The organism is Ruegeria sp. (assembly GCF_040830605.1).
In the GTDB taxonomy this organism is placed as follows: domain Bacteria; phylum Pseudomonadota; class Alphaproteobacteria; order Rhodobacterales; family Rhodobacteraceae; genus Ruegeria.
The window spans coordinates 42,916-57,623 of sequence record NZ_JBFOMD010000003.1 but is presented as its reverse complement, the minus strand read 5'-3'; the positions used below and the strand labels follow the sequence as shown (position 1 = coordinate 57,623).

General features: G+C 64.0%; 14 protein-coding genes. 9 read left to right on the top strand and 5 right to left on the bottom strand.

What is annotated here, in order from left to right; translation table 11 throughout:
• Nucleotides 1-6: 6 nt before the first annotated feature.
• Both AB3N21_RS04365 and AB3N21_RS04360 read right to left on the bottom strand, forming a co-directional pair.
• Complete coding sequence (locus tag AB3N21_RS04365; RefSeq protein WP_367934055.1) at nucleotides 7-873, bottom strand: GTP-binding protein; 867 nt, start codon at nucleotides 871-873, stop codon at nucleotides 7-9.
• Entirely contained in the window at nucleotides 870-2,498 is a 1,629-nt protein-coding gene (locus tag AB3N21_RS04360) for an amidohydrolase (RefSeq protein WP_367934054.1), read from the bottom strand. Before AB3N21_RS04360 ends, AB3N21_RS04365 begins: the two co-directional genes overlap by 4 nt.
• 96 nt (nucleotides 2,499-2,594) lie before the next feature.
• Here AB3N21_RS04360 and AB3N21_RS04355 point away from each other — a divergent pair, with 96 nt between their 5' ends.
• The 9 genes from AB3N21_RS04355 (at nucleotide 2,595) to AB3N21_RS04315 (ending at nucleotide 13,127) form a co-directional block, all read left to right on the top strand.
• Entirely contained in the window at nucleotides 2,595-3,518 is a 924-nt protein-coding gene (locus AB3N21_RS04355) for a LysR family transcriptional regulator (RefSeq protein WP_367934053.1), read from the top strand.
• A gap of 179 nt (nucleotides 3,519-3,697) precedes the next feature.
• The gene (locus AB3N21_RS04350; protein WP_367934052.1) at nucleotides 3,698-4,705 is read left to right on the top strand and encodes a TRAP transporter substrate-binding protein; all 1,008 of its coding nucleotides are present in this window, start codon (nucleotides 3,698-3,700) and stop codon (nucleotides 4,703-4,705) included.
• A gap of 68 nt (nucleotides 4,706-4,773) precedes the next feature.
• Nucleotides 4,774-5,313 (top strand): TRAP transporter small permease, encoded by a 540-nt coding sequence (locus AB3N21_RS04345; protein WP_367934051.1) that lies wholly within the window; start codon nucleotides 4,774-4,776, stop codon nucleotides 5,311-5,313.
• A complete protein-coding gene (locus AB3N21_RS04340) occupies nucleotides 5,310-6,599 on the top strand; it encodes a TRAP transporter large permease (protein ID WP_367934050.1) in 1,290 nt (429 codons plus the stop codon). Before AB3N21_RS04345 ends, AB3N21_RS04340 begins: the two co-directional genes overlap by 4 nt.
• 9 nt (nucleotides 6,600-6,608) lie before the next feature.
• Complete coding sequence (locus AB3N21_RS04335) at nucleotides 6,609-8,207, top strand: amidohydrolase family protein (protein ID WP_367934049.1); 1,599 nt, start codon at nucleotides 6,609-6,611, stop codon at nucleotides 8,205-8,207.
• 149 nt (nucleotides 8,208-8,356) lie between these two features.
• Entirely contained in the window at nucleotides 8,357-9,874 is a 1,518-nt protein-coding gene (gene gpmI, locus AB3N21_RS04330; protein ID WP_367934048.1) for a 2,3-bisphosphoglycerate-independent phosphoglycerate mutase, read from the top strand.
• A 2-nt stretch (nucleotides 9,875-9,876) separates the two neighbouring features.
• Nucleotides 9,877-11,004: a murein hydrolase activator EnvC gene (locus AB3N21_RS04325; RefSeq protein WP_367934488.1), complete on the top strand. Its 1,128-nt coding sequence runs from the start codon at nucleotides 9,877-9,879 to the stop codon at nucleotides 11,002-11,004.
• 6 nt (nucleotides 11,005-11,010) lie between these two features.
• On the top strand, nucleotides 11,011-12,345 hold the full coding sequence (locus AB3N21_RS04320; RefSeq protein WP_367934047.1) for a S41 family peptidase: 1,335 nt from the start codon (nucleotides 11,011-11,013) through the stop codon (nucleotides 12,343-12,345).
• A 383-nt stretch (nucleotides 12,346-12,728) separates the two neighbouring features.
• Nucleotides 12,729-13,127, top strand: coding sequence for an SRPBCC domain-containing protein (locus AB3N21_RS04315; protein ID WP_367934046.1), 399 nt, complete (start codon nucleotides 12,729-12,731; stop codon nucleotides 13,125-13,127).
• Nucleotides 13,128-13,131: 4 nt separating this feature from the next.
• Here AB3N21_RS04315 and smpB read toward each other — a convergent pair whose 3' ends face one another.
• The 3 genes from smpB to AB3N21_RS04300 form a co-directional block, all read right to left on the bottom strand.
• Nucleotides 13,132-13,605: an SsrA-binding protein SmpB gene (gene smpB, locus AB3N21_RS04310; protein ID WP_171173427.1), complete on the bottom strand. Its 474-nt coding sequence runs from the start codon at nucleotides 13,603-13,605 to the stop codon at nucleotides 13,132-13,134.
• A gap of 99 nt (nucleotides 13,606-13,704) precedes the next feature.
• On the bottom strand, nucleotides 13,705-13,974 hold the full coding sequence (locus tag AB3N21_RS04305; RefSeq protein WP_171173038.1) for a hypothetical protein: 270 nt from the start codon (nucleotides 13,972-13,974) through the stop codon (nucleotides 13,705-13,707).
• Between the two features lie 74 nt (nucleotides 13,975-14,048).
• A complete protein-coding gene (locus AB3N21_RS04300) occupies nucleotides 14,049-14,615 on the bottom strand; it encodes a helix-turn-helix domain-containing protein (protein ID WP_367934045.1) in 567 nt (188 codons plus the stop codon).
• Nucleotides 14,616-14,708: the final 93 nt, after the last annotated feature.

Below are 14,708 nucleotides of genomic sequence, written 5' to 3'. Positions count from 1 at the left end.
GCCCGGTCATGTCCCCGACCACCAACCCTCGATCTCGGCCAGTGTCACCCGGTCTGCCAGCCCCAGCGCCACCAGACCGCGGGCCTGCCCGCCCGCAACCGCCCGCAGCTCGCAATTGGCCCCAACGACCTGCACCTCGATCATTCCGTCACCGGTCTGAACCAGACCCTTGATGCGCCAGATGCCGCCGGGCCTGCCCTCCAGCTTGTCCTGCAACGCCGCCCGATCCCGCATCTGCGGACACGCACAGTGCCAGCTCGTATAGGCCGGATGCCCGGACGGCATGACCCGCTGACCCATCGGCACCACATCCAGCAACAGCGGCGCGACCCGACCCCCACCCAGCAGAACCGGCGCGCGCGGATGCAGCGGTGCCAGCAAATCCGCAACCTCGCCCGGCACACCCTCGGTCTTGGTCAGAACCACCAGATCCGCCACTCCGATCTGCTGCCGGATCTGCGGTGCGATCTGCGCATCGCCCAACAGCCCCCCGATCTGCCCCGCATCCACCACCGTGACGATCCCGGCATAGCTCAGCTCGGGTTCGGCCCGCGCCACATTCGCGATGGCCGCCGGATCGGCAATGCCGCTGGCCTCGATGATCAAGTGATCGGGGCGCGGGGCGCGGTCCAGCACATCGCCGACGGCCATGAACAGATCGGCCCCCATGGTGCAGCAGACACAGCCGTTGGTCAGCGCAATCGTGTCCTCATCCGCCGAGGCCAGCAGCGCCGCGTCGATGTTGATCGCACCGAAATCGTTGACCAGCACCATCAGGCGCAACCCGTGATCCTCGGACAGCAACCGGTTGATGAGCGTCGTCTTCCCGGCGCCCAGATAGCCTCCGACAACGCTCAGCGGCAGCCGGGTCACAGCAGATGCACCTCGCCACCCGACACGGTGCCCAGCACCGGCACATCCCGGATCGCCTCCGGCGCAACCAGGGTCGGGTCCTCCCCGAGGATCGCGAAATCCGCGATCTTGCCGGTCTCGATACTGCCGATCTCACCATCCAGACCCAGCGTATAGGCCGCGCCCAGCGTGATGGCATACAGCGCCTCGCCCACCGTGATCCGCTGCGCCGCGCCCAACACCCGGCCCGACATGGTCGTGCGGTTCACGGCGCACCACGCGGTAAAGAGCGGCCCCATGGGCGTCACCGGCGCATCGGAATGGATGGCTATCCACACGCCCTCGTCCAGCGCACTGCGGGCCGCATCCATCCGCTGCGCCCGATCCTCGCCAATGGTCAGCGCCGCGTGCTGATCGCCGAAATACCAGATGTGATTGGCAAAGATGTTGGCGCAGACCCCCAGCTGCGCACAGCGCCGGAACTGATCGGCACCCATCATCTGGCAATGCTGCAACACATGCCGCGCGCCCGGCCACGGATGCGCGCGCGCCGCCGCCTCCAAAGCCGCCAAAGACACGTCCGAGGCCTCGTCCCCGTTCACATGGATATGCATCTGCACCCCATGCCTCTGCATCGCCGCGCATAGCGCAAATATCTGATCCGGTGGCGTATTCCACAACCCGTTGGGCTGCCCGCCCACATAACCCGGCCATTTCACCCGGGCCGTCCAGCCCTGAATGGACCCGTCCGTCATCAGCTTGACCGCCCCAAGCCGCAGCTTGTCGGTCGACTGCGCCTTCAGCGCTAGCGCCCGTTCGGCAATCCGCCTAGGCTCACCGCCCGCCGCGCCCAGCGCGGGCACCAGCCGCAGGCCAAAGCCCGGCTGCCCGGTCACCCGCAGCAGCGTATCGACATCACCCTCCTCCATCTCGGCAAACAGATCGGTCGCCGTGGTCACCCCGGCCCGGCGGCAGACCTCGGCATAGGTCTCGATCACGTCCGGGCGCTGGGTCAGCGCGCGGAAATCTATGCCGGTGCGCCGCATCACCGGGAACATGGCGGCCATCTCCTGCAGCTCGCCCGTCGGCGCGCCGTCCGACCCTTTGACCACGCCCTCGATGTTGCTGTGCCGGTCGTAACCCGCAAGCGCCAGCGCCGCCGAGTTCGCGCACATCAGGTGAAAATTGGAAAACAGCACCACGATGGGCCGGGTGGCCGAGATCCGGTCAAGATGGGCACGACCCAGCCGATCCCCCTCGATGAAGATCGGATCGAACCCCCAGGCCACCAGCGGCTGGCCCTCGGGCAAACCGGCCTCATGGCCGCGCAGCCGCTCGATCACATCCGCGATGTCGGTCATACCCTTGTGCAGCACCCCCTCGGGATCGATCCGGTCATGATACCCGACATAGGCATAGCGCCACATGGCCCCTGCCATCATATGCGCATGGCCCTCGACAAATCCCGGCATCAGCACGGTATCGGCCAGCCGGTCGTCAAGCACCACCTCCTGATCCGGCCAGACACAATCCGCATCGCCCACGGCCAGAATCCGGCCCTCGCGCACCGCGACATGGGTCGCCTCGGGGCGGTTGGGGTCCATGGTGATGATCCTGCGACAGCGGAAAAGCGTGGTCGATGCCATGAGATCCTCCCGGGTTGACCCCCGGCGTAACGCAACTTCATTCCGCTGCAAAATGGATTTACTGTCTGATTAAGGCTTAGGAAATGTGGTAATCAGATGAACTTCACGCTCAAACAGCTGCGATATTTCGATGCCGCCCTGCGCAGCGGCTCGATCGCCCGCGCCGCCACCGAGATGAATATCTCGCAATCCTCGATCACCGCGGCCATCGACCAGATCGAACAGACCATCGGCGCGGAACTGTTCCGCCGCATACCCGCAAAAGGGCTGATCGCAACCGAGCTGGGGCGCGCCGCAGGCAAACATATCGCCGCCTTTCTCGACCAGTCGCGGGTGTTCGAATCCGATCTGCTGTCTCTGGTGGGCGATCCGACCGGCACATTGCGGCTGGCCTGTTACGAACCCACCGCGCCCTATGTCCTGCCGCCCCTGCTCCGCAAGATCGCCGACAGCTACCCCGAGGTGCGCATCGACGTCATGGAGGGCGACATGCTGGTGGTCAACGACCTCTTGCGCTCGGGCTCGGTCGATGCGGTGCTGACCTATCGGCGCTACACGCACCCGGATAACCGCTTCGTGCCGCTCTTCCGCGCCCGGCCCTGGGCGCTGATACCAGAACATTCGCCGCTGTCGGGACAGGCCTCGGTCACGCTCAGGGATCTGGCCGCACAACCGCTGATCATGCTCGACGTGCACGGCACCCGCGACTATTTCCTGACCATGTTCCAGCACCAGAGCCTGACACCCGACATCGTGCACTCCACCAAATCCGGCGCGGTGCTGCGCGGGCTGGTGGGGGCACAGTTCGGCCACGCGATCCTGAACATCTGCGGACCCAATGACCGGGACCGGCAGGGCGGATACATCGCCACGCCCATCGCCGGAGAGGTGGACGTACCGCTCTACGGCATCGCCTATGCGCCGCAGCTTGAAAACTCGGCCGTCGTGCGCGCGATCATCGACACCGGCACGGCGCTGGCGCGTCAGGGCACGTTCGAGCACCTGCTGATGGAGCCTTGAGGACCGGCCTTAACCACAAAAAATAGACCTTTACGCAACAGAAAACCCTGTTTTCTAGCGGTATGCCCATCGGTTACCGTCTGATCAAAGCTGATCGGCCTCCGGTAACGAACAAGCCTGCCCAACCAAAAAAGTGCTCTCCGGCCGATGGGCGAACCGTGCTGCCAGGGAGGAATGACATGCACAGACGAACCCTACTCAAGTTTGCAACCTCGGTGTCGCTTGCCGCCGGGCTGACGCTCTCGGCCCTGCCGGCGGCGGCGGCGGACGTGACGATGAACCTCGGCTTCGGCGCGCCGGAGGCGTCGATCTACGGGCGTTTCGGCACCATCTTCAAGGACAAGCTCGAGGCCCTGTCGGACGGCACGATCGAGGTCAAACTGCGCTGCTGCAACCAGATCTCGTCCGAGGACGAGGCGTTCAAGGCCATGCAACTCGGCACGGTCGACGGTTTCTTCATCACCGCCAACAACGTCTCGCCGCACTGGCCGCTGATGGACGTGACCGTGCTGCCTTACATCTTCCAGGACACCGCGCATCTGGAAAAGGTGGTCGATGGTGAGGTCGGCCAGTTGATGAAGGACAAGCTGCAGGCGGAAACCAGCGTGCACCTGCTCAGCTTCGGCCCGGCGCTCTATCGCGACTTCTACAATTCCAAACGCGCGATCAACACGATGGCGGATATGGAAGGCCTGAAAATCCGGGTGCCCAAGAACGAGGTGATGATCGCCACGTTCGAGGCCTTCGGGGCCGAGCCGGTGCCGCTCGCGTGGTCGGAAACGCCAACCGCCCTACAGACCGGCACCGTGGATGGCGGCGACAACGGCACCTCGTTCATCCGCGACATGAAATTCTATGAGTTCGAACCGCATCTGGTGATCCTCGAACATTTCGTGGCGATGGCACCGCTCTTTGCCTCGGACGCGTTCATGAAACGGCTCAGCGACGAGCAGCGGGCGCAGGTGCAGCAGGCCGCCGACGAGGCCGGCGCGGAACTGCGCCGCCAGGTCCAGAACGAGACCGAGGAAATCCGCGACTGGCTGGTGGCCGAAGGCGGCATGGCGATGACCCGCCCGGACAAGGCGGATTTCATCACCGCTTCGCAGGCGATCCAGCAATCCTTTGCCGAAGAGCGCGGACAGGAATTCATCGATCTGGTGAACGCCATCCAGGCCGCCGCCAACTGATCGCCAAACACCCGGCGGGGCGCCCACCGGCGCCCCTCACATGCCCACATCTGAACAGGTAAACCCCCATGTCTGCCCTGAAATGGCTTGAGCGGCATTTCGAGGAAGTGATCTGCTGCAGCGCGCTGGTGGTGATCTCGGTCTGCGTCTTCGCGCAGGTGGTCGCCCGCTACATGTTCCAGACCGCCCTGCACTGGTCGGAAGAGATCGCCTCGATCAGCATGGTCTGGGCCGTCTATATGGGTGCCGCACTCTGCGTGCGCGAACGCTTCCACATCCGCATCCTCGTCGGCATCAAGGCACTGCCGGAACGCGCGGGCCGGATCGTGATCTTCGGCGCCGACCTGATCTGGGCGCTGTTCTCGATCTTCATGATCAAGGTCAGCTGGGACTACCTGGCGGTACTGTGGAAATTCACCTCGCGCAGCCCCAGCCTCGGCATCGACCAGTTCTACCCGCAATCCATCCTGGTGATCGGCTACGCGCTGATGCTGGTGCGGCTGATCCAGACCTATATCGCCTGGTACCGGGACGGCGGTGAAGGCATTCCCGGCATGCTGCACGAGGAATGGGATGAAACCGTCAAGGACCAGGAGCATCAGCTATGAGCGCGCTGCTGATCCTCGCCATCGCCTTTGTCGCCCTGACCGTCATCGGCACCCCGCTCTTTGTCGCGGTCGGGGTGACCACCGCGCTGGCGCTCTACCTGATCGAGATCCCCTACACCCTGATGGCGCAGACCGGCTATTCCAGCCTGACGCCCTTTCCACTGCTGACCATCCCGCTCTTCGTTCTGGCCGGGCGGCTGATGGAGGTCGGCGGCATGGCCAACCGCATGATCGCCATCGCAACCAAACTGGTCGGCGCCTATCGCGGCTCGATGGGGCTGGTGACGGTCTTTGCCTGCATGCTGTTCGCCGCGCTCTCGGGATCGGGGCCCGCCACCACGGCGGCCATCGGCTCGGTCACCGTCCCGGCGATGCGCAAGGACGGCTATGACGTCCCCTTCGCCGCCGCGATCACCGCCAGCGCCGGCGCGCTGGGCAGCCTGATCCCGCCCTCCAACCTGATGATCATTTACGGGCTGGTCTCGGAAACCTCGATCCCGCGCCTGTTCCTGGCGGGCCTCATTCCGGGGTTCCTGGTCACCGTGCTGCTGATGATCACCACCTACATCATCGCCCGCAAACGCGGCTATGGCGGCACCGGACACCCGTTCTCGTGGAAACCTTTCCTGAATGCGGCGTGGGAGGGGAAATGGTCGATCGGCGCGCCGGTCCTGATCCTCGGCGGTATCTATGGCGGCGCCTTCACCCCGACCGAGGCGGCGGGCGTCGCGGTGTTTTACGCGCTCTTTGTGGGCCTCTTCATCTATCGCGAGCTGACGGTGGAAAAGATCGTCGATGCGCTGCGCTTCACCGCGCTCTTGACCGGCATCCTGATCCTCCTCACCCCGACGCTCGCCTTCGGGCAACTGACCGCGTTCTACGACGTGCCGACGGCGGTGCAGCAGGGCATCACCTCGATCACCGAAAACCCGATCCTGGTCATGCTGCTGATCGGCGTCTTCTACATCTTCATCGGCACCTTCATGGAGTCGCTGGCCCAGATCGTGCTTTTCACCGCCGTCTTCCTGCCGCTGGCGGTCTCGCTCGGGATCGACCCGGTGCTGTTCGGCGTCTTCACGGTGATCACCTGCGAGATCGGCTTTCTCACCCCGCCGCTGGGGGCCAACCTGACGGTCGCGGCCCGCATTTCCGGCGTGTCGATGGAGCGGATCTCGGTCGCGGTCCTGCCGTTCATCCTGGCCTATATCATCGGCATGGTGATCCTGATCCTCATCCCCGACCTGACCCTGTTCCTGCCCGACTGGGTCTATGGGGCAGCCAAATAGAGGTGCCACATGTTCGATCTGATCCTCAAAGGCGGCGATGTCGTGGACGGAACGGGGGACAAGGCCCATACGGGCGACATCGGCATCACCGGCGACCGCATCGCCGCGATTGGCGAGCTTGAGGTCAACGAGGCCGCGCAGATCGTCGATGTGACCGGCCTGACCGTGTCGCCCGGCTTCATCGACATGCACACCCATTCCGATTTCACCCTGCTCGCCGATGGCCGCGCCGAAAGCCAGGTCCACCAAGGGGTGACCACCGAGGTTGTCGGACAATGCGGCATCAGCTGCGCCCCGGTCTGCGATCACCACGCGATCCCGTCGGTCTCTCCCTGGTACACCGACAAGGCCGACCACCCGCACTGGCACAGCTTCGGCGAATATCTCGACGCGCTCGACCGCACCGAGCTGGGCGTGAACGTGATGGCCTTTGTCGGCCATGGCAGCATCCACCGCGCGGTTCTGGGCGAAGCGCTGCGCGCGGGCGAACCCGATGAGATCGCCCAGATGAGCAAGATGGTCGATCAGGCGCTGGAGGAAGGCGCCGGAGGCTTTTCGACCGGGCTGGAATACTGGCCCGGCATCCTCGCCGCGCCCGAACATATCGTGCCGATGTGTGAACAGGCCGCCCGACGCGGGCGGCTCTATGCCACCCATGTGCGCAACCGCGACACCCAGTACGACCTGGGCTTTGCCGAGGCCATCGCCACCGCCCGACAGGCGGGCGCCAAGCTGCAGATCTCTCACATCCAACCGAAATTCGGCGCCCCCGACTATGCGATGGATCATACGCTCGACATGATCGAGGCGGCCCGCCGCCACGACGTCGATATCGCCTTCGACGTCATCCCCCATGACTGGAACCACACGCTGATGGCCGCCATCCTGCCCAAATGGGCGCAGGCGGGCGGGCTGGACGAGGTGCTGAAACGGCTGGCCGACCCCGAACAGCGCGAAAAGATCAAGGCCAACCCGCAGCCGATGTGGCTGATCGTCAAGGCCCGGCACTGGGGCGACATCGTGCTTTTGAACGCCACCGTAAACAAGGATCTCGTCGGCGCCGACTTTGCCGAGATCGGCCGGATGCGGGGCGTCGATCCCTACGATGCCGTCCTCGATATCCTGCTGGAAGAGGGCGAAAACCTGATGAGCGTGTTCTGGTCCTCCAAATCCTTCCGCGATCAGGACATCGACCTCTGCCTGCAACAACCCGAATGCGCGGTGATCTCGGACACCGTCGCGGTGGCACCCGATGGCATCCTCAAGGACCATGTCGGATCGCTCAGCGGCTACGGCTGGGCCGCGCGGTTCCTTCAGTATTATGTCCGCGACCGCGCCGTGCTGTCCCTGCCCGACGCGATCCGCCGGATCACCTCGGTCCCCGCCGACCGGCTGGGCCTGAAGAACCGCGGACGGCTCAAGCGCGGACACAGGGCCGATATCTGCGTGTTCGACCCGGCCAACATCGCCAGCAACTGCTCGGCCCGCCACCCCAGACGCTACGCCTCGGGCATCGCGCATGTTCTGGTCAACGGACGCTTCGCCATGCGCAACGGCACCCGGACCGGCCAGAACGCAGGCGAGGTCCTGCGCGACTTCGCCGGATAAAAAACTCCGGGCAATTGGCGCAGGGCGGGCGCATCGGGAAGGGTGTACAAACCGGAAGATCCGCCATTTGAACCCTGTACAAAAAAGAAGGTTCACGCCTGCGCGGGCACGGGGTAGAAGGCGGGCAGAGCAGTTTCCGGAGACCGATCATGACCGCCCCCAAGCCCGTTGTCCTGTGCATTCTCGATGGTTGGGGTCTGTCCGACGGAACCGAGGCAAACGCCCCCCACCTGGCCAACACCCCCACCTTCGATGCGATCATGGCCAAAGGTCCGCACGCACAACTGATCACCCATGGCCCGGACGTGGGTCTGCCCAGCGGTCAGATGGGCAATTCCGAGGTTGGTCACACCAATATCGGCGCCGGCCGGGTGGTGGCGATGGATCTGGGCCAGATCGATCTGGCCATTGAGGACGGCTCGTTCTTCGAGAACAAGGCGCTCAGGGATTTCATTGCGAAAACAAAGACTTCCGGGGGCACCGCGCATCTGATGGGGCTGGTCTCGGACGGCGGAGTGCACGGGCATCTCAACCATATCGTCGCCGCCGCAAAGGCCATTACCGGGGCTGGCGTGCCGGTGGCCCTGCACGCCATCACCGATGGCCGCGACGTGGCACCGAAATCGGCCTACGGCTATATCGGTGAACTACAGGACCGCCTGCCCGACGGCGCCCGTATCGTGACGGTATCCGGGCGCTACTTCGCCATGGACCGCGACAACCGCTGGGAGCGTGTCGAAGAAGCCTACAACGTCATGGTCAAAGGCGCCGGCCGCCATGAATCCAACGCCCATTACGCCGTCGACCACGCCTATAACCAGTCCGAAACCGATGAGTTCATAGCACCAACAATCCTTGCCGATTACGCCGGAATCAAAGACGGCGACAGCTTTTTCTGCCTCAATTTCCGCGCCGACCGGGCGCGCGAAATCCTCCGCGCCATCGGCGAGCCGGGCTTTGGTGATTTCGACACCGGCACACGGCCCAAACTCGCGGCACTTCTGGGCATGGTCGAATATTCCGACGGGCACAACGCCTATATGACGACCGTGTTTCCCAAACGGGATATCGTCAATACGCTAGGGGAATGGGTCGCCAAGCAGGGCCTGCGCCAGTTCCGCCTGGCCGAGACCGAGAAGTATCCGCATGTGACGTTTTTCCTCAACGGCGGCAAGGAAACGCCCGAGGCGGGAGAAGACCGCTACATGCCGAAATCGCCCAAGGTGGCGACCTATGATCTGCAGCCCGAGATGTCGGCGGGTGAGGTGACAGCGAAATTCGTCGAGGCCATCGAGGCAGGCTATGACCTGATCGTTACCAACTATGCCAACCCGGACATGGTGGGCCATACCGGCGATCTGAACGCAGCGATCAAGGCCTGTGAGGCGGTGGATCAGGGGCTCGCGCAGGTCGTGGCCGCGCTGGAACAGGCCGGCGGCGCGATGATTGTGACGGCGGATCACGGCAATTGCGAGGTGATGGTGGACCCCGAAACCGGCGGACCCCACACCGCACATACGCTCAACCCGGTGCCCGTGGCGCTTGTCGGTGGTCCTGACGGGGCCAAGCTGCGCAATGGGCGGCTGTCCGATCTGGCCCCCACTCTGCTGGCACTGATGGGCCTTCCCAATCCGCCCGAGATGACCGGCGAGAGCCTGCTGGCATGAGGATGCGCGCCGCCCTGCTTGCGGCGGGCCTTTGGGCTGGCGCCGCGAGCGCACAGACCGATCCGGGTGAGGCCGCGCGGGCCGCGGCGCAGATGCTGGAACAGGCGGCAATCGGGCTGAGCGAGGCCGACAGCGCCCGCGACCGGGTGCGCGCGCTGACCACCACGGTCCGCGCCTATGAGGCCGGTCTGGCCGCCATGCGCGACGGCCTGCGCAAGGCCGCGACCCGTGAGGCGCAACTGACCGCCGAATTGCGGGCGCATGAAGGTGAGGTCTCGCAGCTATTGGGTATCCTGCAAACCATCGAGACCTCATCTCCACCGATCCTGATGCTGCATCCGTCGGGCCCCCTGGGCGCAGCGCGGTCGGGCATGATGCTGGCCGAGGTCACACCTGGGCTGAACGCGCAGGTGCAGAGCCTTGCCCGGGATCTCGAAGAGGTGCGCACCCTGCGCCAGCTTCAGCAGAGCGCGGCGGAAAAACTGGAAGAGGGGCTGTCGGGGGTGCAGACGGCGCGCACCGAGCTGAGCAAGGCCATTGCCGACCGTACCGACCTGCCGCGCCGTTTTACCGAAGACCCGGTGCGCACGGCGATCCTGATCTCGTCCACCGAAACGCTGGACGGGTTTGCCAGCGGCCTCTCTGAGACCGCAGACGGCGAGATCGCGGCGACCAATGCGGACGTCTCTGCGAAGAAGGGGCAGATCGAGCTGCCGGTGCAGGGCGTGCTGCTGCACCGCGCCGGTGAGGCCGACGCCGCCGGGATCACCCGGCAAGGCCTGATCCTCGCCACACGACCCCGCGCGCTGGTGACCTCGCCCACCGCCGCCACGATCCGATATCGCGGGCCGCTCTTGGATCTGGGCAATGTGGTGATCCTTGAACCCCAGCCCGATCTGCTGTTCGTCCTGTCCGGCCTGCAAGAAGTGTTCGGCGACCCCGGACAGGTCATCCCGGCGGGCAGCCCGGTGGGTCTGATGGGAGGTGCCGCGCGGGAAATCGGCGCAATTCTGTCAACAAGCGGTGATGGCACTGGAACTGGCCAGTCAGAAACGCTCTATATAGAGGTCAGAGAGGGCGGCAGCCCGGTGGACCCCGAAACGTGGTTCCGAACCGATAAGGATGGATAAACGAGCATGAAGAAATTCGTGATGGCCGGACTGGCCGGAACACTGGCGGGGATCATCGCCACAACGCAAGTGGCAGGACCGCTTGTGGCGCAGGAAGCCAAGGCCAATGCCGGGGTCTATGAACAACTTGATCTGTTCGGCGATATTTTCGAGCGCATCCGCGCGCAATATGTGGAAGAGGTCGGCGCGGATGAGCTGATCGAGGCGGCCATCGACGGAATGCTGACCTCGCTCGATCCGCATTCGAGCTACCTCTCGCCGGACGATGCCGAGCAGATGCGGGTGCAGACGCGCGGCGAGTTCGGCGGTCTGGGCATCGAGGTCACGCAGGAAGAGGGCTTCGTCAAGGTGGTCTCGCCCATCGACGGCACCCCTGCCGATGAGGCCGGGATCGAGGCCGGGGACTTCATCACCCATGTGGACGGCGAAAGCGTTCTGGGCCTGACGCTGGACAAGGCGGTTGAACTGATGCGCGGTCCGGTCGGGTCCGAGATCATCATCACCGTGGTCCGCGAGGGCGAGCAGGAGCCGTTCGACGTCTCGATCATCCGCGATACCATCAAGCTGACCGCCGTGCGCGTGCGCACCGAAGGCACCAGCGTTGTGCTGCGCGTCACCACATTCAACGACCAGACCTATCCCAACCTGAAAGAAGGGCTGGACAAGCAGATCGAAGAGGCCGGTGGCATCGACAAGATCAACGGCGTGGTGCTGGATCTGCGCAACAATCCGGGCGGTCTGCTGACCCAGGCGATCAAGGTTTCGGATGCGTTTCTTGAGGAAGGCGAGATCGTCTCGACCCGGGGCCGCAACCCGGCGGATGGTGAGCGCTTCAATGCCGAGCCGGGCGATCTGGCGCAGGGCAAGCCGGTCGTGGTGCTGATCAATGGCGGGTCCGCCTCGGCCTCCGAGATCGTGGCCGGCGCGCTGCAGGACCACCGCCGCGCGATCGTTGTGGGCACCAAGAGCTTTGGCAAGGGGTCGGTTCAGACCGTGATGCCGTTGCGGGGCGAAGGCGCGATGCGTCTGACCACCGCGCGCTATTACACGCCGTCGGGCCGGTCGATCCAGGCGCTGGGTGTCAGCCCCGATATCGTGGTGGAACAGCCGCGCCGCCGTCCCGAGGAGGAGGAAGAGGAGGCAAACTCACCCCGCACCCGCTCCGAGGCCGATCTGCGCGGGCGTCTGAACAATGACAGCCTCAGCGAGGATGAAATCCGCCAGATCGAAGAGGACCGCGCCAAGGCCGAAGCCACCGCCGAGCTACGCGAAGAGGATTATCAGCTGGCCTATGCTATCGACATCCTCAAGGGTCTTTCGGCCTTTGGTACACCGGAGTAAATCCACAGTCGAACCGAGTTGAGGCAAGGGCCGCGTGCGACGCGGCCCTTTTCTTGTGCAGGCCGGTTGTCGCCAACGAGCGTTCAAACCCCTCGCCTAACGGAGCCTCGGGTGGGCGCTCACAACGCATGCGGTCAGCGCTTTATCAAAAAGCCCCGGACGACAGCCAAGCGACGCGCGACATCGCCAATGCGCCCTCCGTCACGCCGGAGGCGTGCCAATCATAATGTGGCGCACCTCCGGTGCGACGGGAAGGGAGGGCGCGGCCCGGCGGCACTGCTACCTTGATTCCGGGCCATCGGCATGGCCGCAGAACCGCGCGAGTATTGACCCAACGCGGCGCGGTACCTGACAATAGGGTCATCCCATTCTCCGGTGCCCGCATGAACATCGACAAGGAATACGAACTGCCCTTCCCGGTTTCCGAGGTCTTCACGGCCTGGGTTTCATCCGAAACCATAATCCCTCCGGCCAGCCGCATGAACATCGAACCGGTTCCGGGCGGGTGCTATGAGCTGTTCATGGATGGACCCGATGGCGGGGCCAGCAATCGTGGCCGGTTTCATCTGGTCCAACCAAACGAGCGGCTGGTCTATACATGGGAATGGAACGGTGACGGCGAAGTGACCGTCATTGATGTCACGTTCCAAAGTGACGGCCCGCAAACCCGACTGCGCCTGTCTCACCGGGGCTTTCTGTCCGAAGACAGCGCCAAGATGCACGATGCCGGGTGGGACAGCTATATCCAAGGCCTGACGGATCACATCCGGCGCCAGCGCTGAAAGGTCAGTGATCCTTCAACAGCCGCTGTTTCTGCCGCGACCAGTCGCGTTTGGCCTGAGTCTCGCGCTTGTCATGAGTCTTCTTACCCTTGGCGATGCCGATCTTCACCTTGGCCAGACCCTTGTGGTTGAAATACAGAACCAGCGGCACCAACGTCATGCCCTTGCGTTGGGTCGCATTCCACAGGTTGGACATTTCCTTGCGCGAGACCAGCAGCTTGCGCCGCCGCCGTTCCTCGTGCTTGAAGACCTTGGCCTGCTCATAGGGCGGAATGTAGGAGTTCACAAGCCACAGCTCGCCCTCTTCGACCGCCGCATAGCTGTCGGCGATGTTCGAGCCTCCGGCGCGCAGGGCCTTGACCTCGGACCCGTGCAGCACGATGCCGCATTCGAGGTCCTCCTCGATCGCGTAATCGAAACGGGCCCGCCGGTTTTCGGCGATCACTTTATAGTTCGGGTCTGTCTTCTGCTTGGCCATGGGGCGCAGATGTATGCGCCCTTTGGGGGCCATGCAAGCGGGCGTTGGCGCTTTCGGCAGGCAATGCGGGCCGGACGTGGTGTGCCGGCATGCCACGGATCATCGGGCGCGGCGTGCCCGGACATGCTGGACGATCCCCAGCAGGCTGATCGCGATCCAGAAGCTTTCGATCAGCATCGATGCCAGATTGAAGTTCTGTAGCAGAGAATAGACGATCAGCACCGAGCCCAGCAGGTTCAGGACCGGAAAGGCCAGATCCTCGGAATTCATGATCCGCATTTGCGTCGCAAAGTAAGCCGCCACAACGATCAGCGCACCAAAGGAACCCACGGCATCGGCCAGTGTGAGGGTGTCAATAAAGGCGGCCATTTCAGAGCTCCGGCATAATGAATTCAGAGGCCCCGGATACCGGTCCTTTTTGTCCTGAGCAACCGGTGCTGGCCTCAGGCCTCGGCCACCGCCCGCACCTGCTGCGGATAGTGATGCATGTTGAGGAAAGCCGCACCAGCTTCGCCCGCGCGGTAGCCGTGCGGCAGGTCGGCGGAAAACCGCAATCCCTGCCCCGCCTGCAGAGGCGTCCATTCCCCATCCCGCAGAATGTCCAGCGCTCCGTTGAGCACAAAGACCTCCTCAGTCACACCGGCAGCATGGGCGGCGGACTCGTGGCTCTGGTTCGGGGCAAGCTCGACGTGAAACGTCTCGGCCCCCAAGGCCGGGTCGAAGGGAAAGACAATCTTGACTTCGATGCTGCCGGGAAAAGTCACGGTGCGAAACACGGATGCATCAGCCGGATCGCGCATCGCTGACGTACCGATCAGAGCGCTCAGCGGCAATTGGAACCCTTTTGCGATCTTCCACAGGGTGGCAATCGTCGGGCTCGATTCGCCGCGTTCGATCTGGCCCAGCATGGCTTTGCTGACACCGGTCAGTTCGGCGACCTTCGACAGGCTCAGCCCCGAGGCTGCCCTTACATCCCTTAGTTTCAGTGTAATGTCGCCCGTATCCGTCATGTTTCCATGCCTGCGCTTGCAAATTCTCCTGTACGTTATAACGCACATGTGCTACGTGCGCTATAACGTCCGCATCCCGAATATCGCAACCGG

Bases quoted from the DNA above. Each gene is read 5' to 3' on its own strand.
- AB3N21_RS04360 (WP_367934054.1), bottom strand. From the start codon at position 2,498: ATGGCATCGACCACGCTTTTCCGCTGTCGCAGGATCATCACCATGGAC.
- AB3N21_RS04355 (WP_367934053.1), top strand. From the start codon at position 2,595: ATGAACTTCACGCTCAAACAGCTGCGATATTTCGATGCCGCCCTGCGC.
- AB3N21_RS04350 (WP_367934052.1), top strand. From the start codon at position 3,698: ATGCACAGACGAACCCTACTCAAGTTTGCAACCTCGGTGTCGCTTGCC.
- AB3N21_RS04345 (WP_367934051.1), top strand. From the start codon at position 4,774: ATGTCTGCCCTGAAATGGCTTGAGCGGCATTTCGAGGAAGTGATCTGC.
- AB3N21_RS04340 (WP_367934050.1), top strand. From the start codon at position 5,310: ATGAGCGCGCTGCTGATCCTCGCCATCGCCTTTGTCGCCCTGACCGTC.
- AB3N21_RS04335 (WP_367934049.1), top strand. From the start codon at position 6,609: ATGTTCGATCTGATCCTCAAAGGCGGCGATGTCGTGGACGGAACGGGG.
- gpmI (WP_367934048.1), top strand. From the start codon at position 8,357: ATGACCGCCCCCAAGCCCGTTGTCCTGTGCATTCTCGATGGTTGGGGT.
- AB3N21_RS04325 (WP_367934488.1), top strand. From the start codon at position 9,877: ATGCGCGCCGCCCTGCTTGCGGCGGGCCTTTGGGCTGGCGCCGCGAGC.
- AB3N21_RS04320 (WP_367934047.1), top strand. From the start codon at position 11,011: ATGAAGAAATTCGTGATGGCCGGACTGGCCGGAACACTGGCGGGGATC.
- AB3N21_RS04315 (WP_367934046.1), top strand. From the start codon at position 12,729: ATGAACATCGACAAGGAATACGAACTGCCCTTCCCGGTTTCCGAGGTC.
- smpB (WP_171173427.1), bottom strand. From the start codon at position 13,605: ATGGCCAAGCAGAAGACAGACCCGAACTATAAAGTGATCGCCGAAAAC.
- AB3N21_RS04305 (WP_171173038.1), bottom strand. From the start codon at position 13,974: ATGGCCGCCTTTATTGACACCCTCACACTGGCCGATGCCGTGGGTTCC.
- AB3N21_RS04300 (WP_367934045.1), bottom strand. From the start codon at position 14,615: ATGACGGATACGGGCGACATTACACTGAAACTAAGGGATGTAAGGGCA.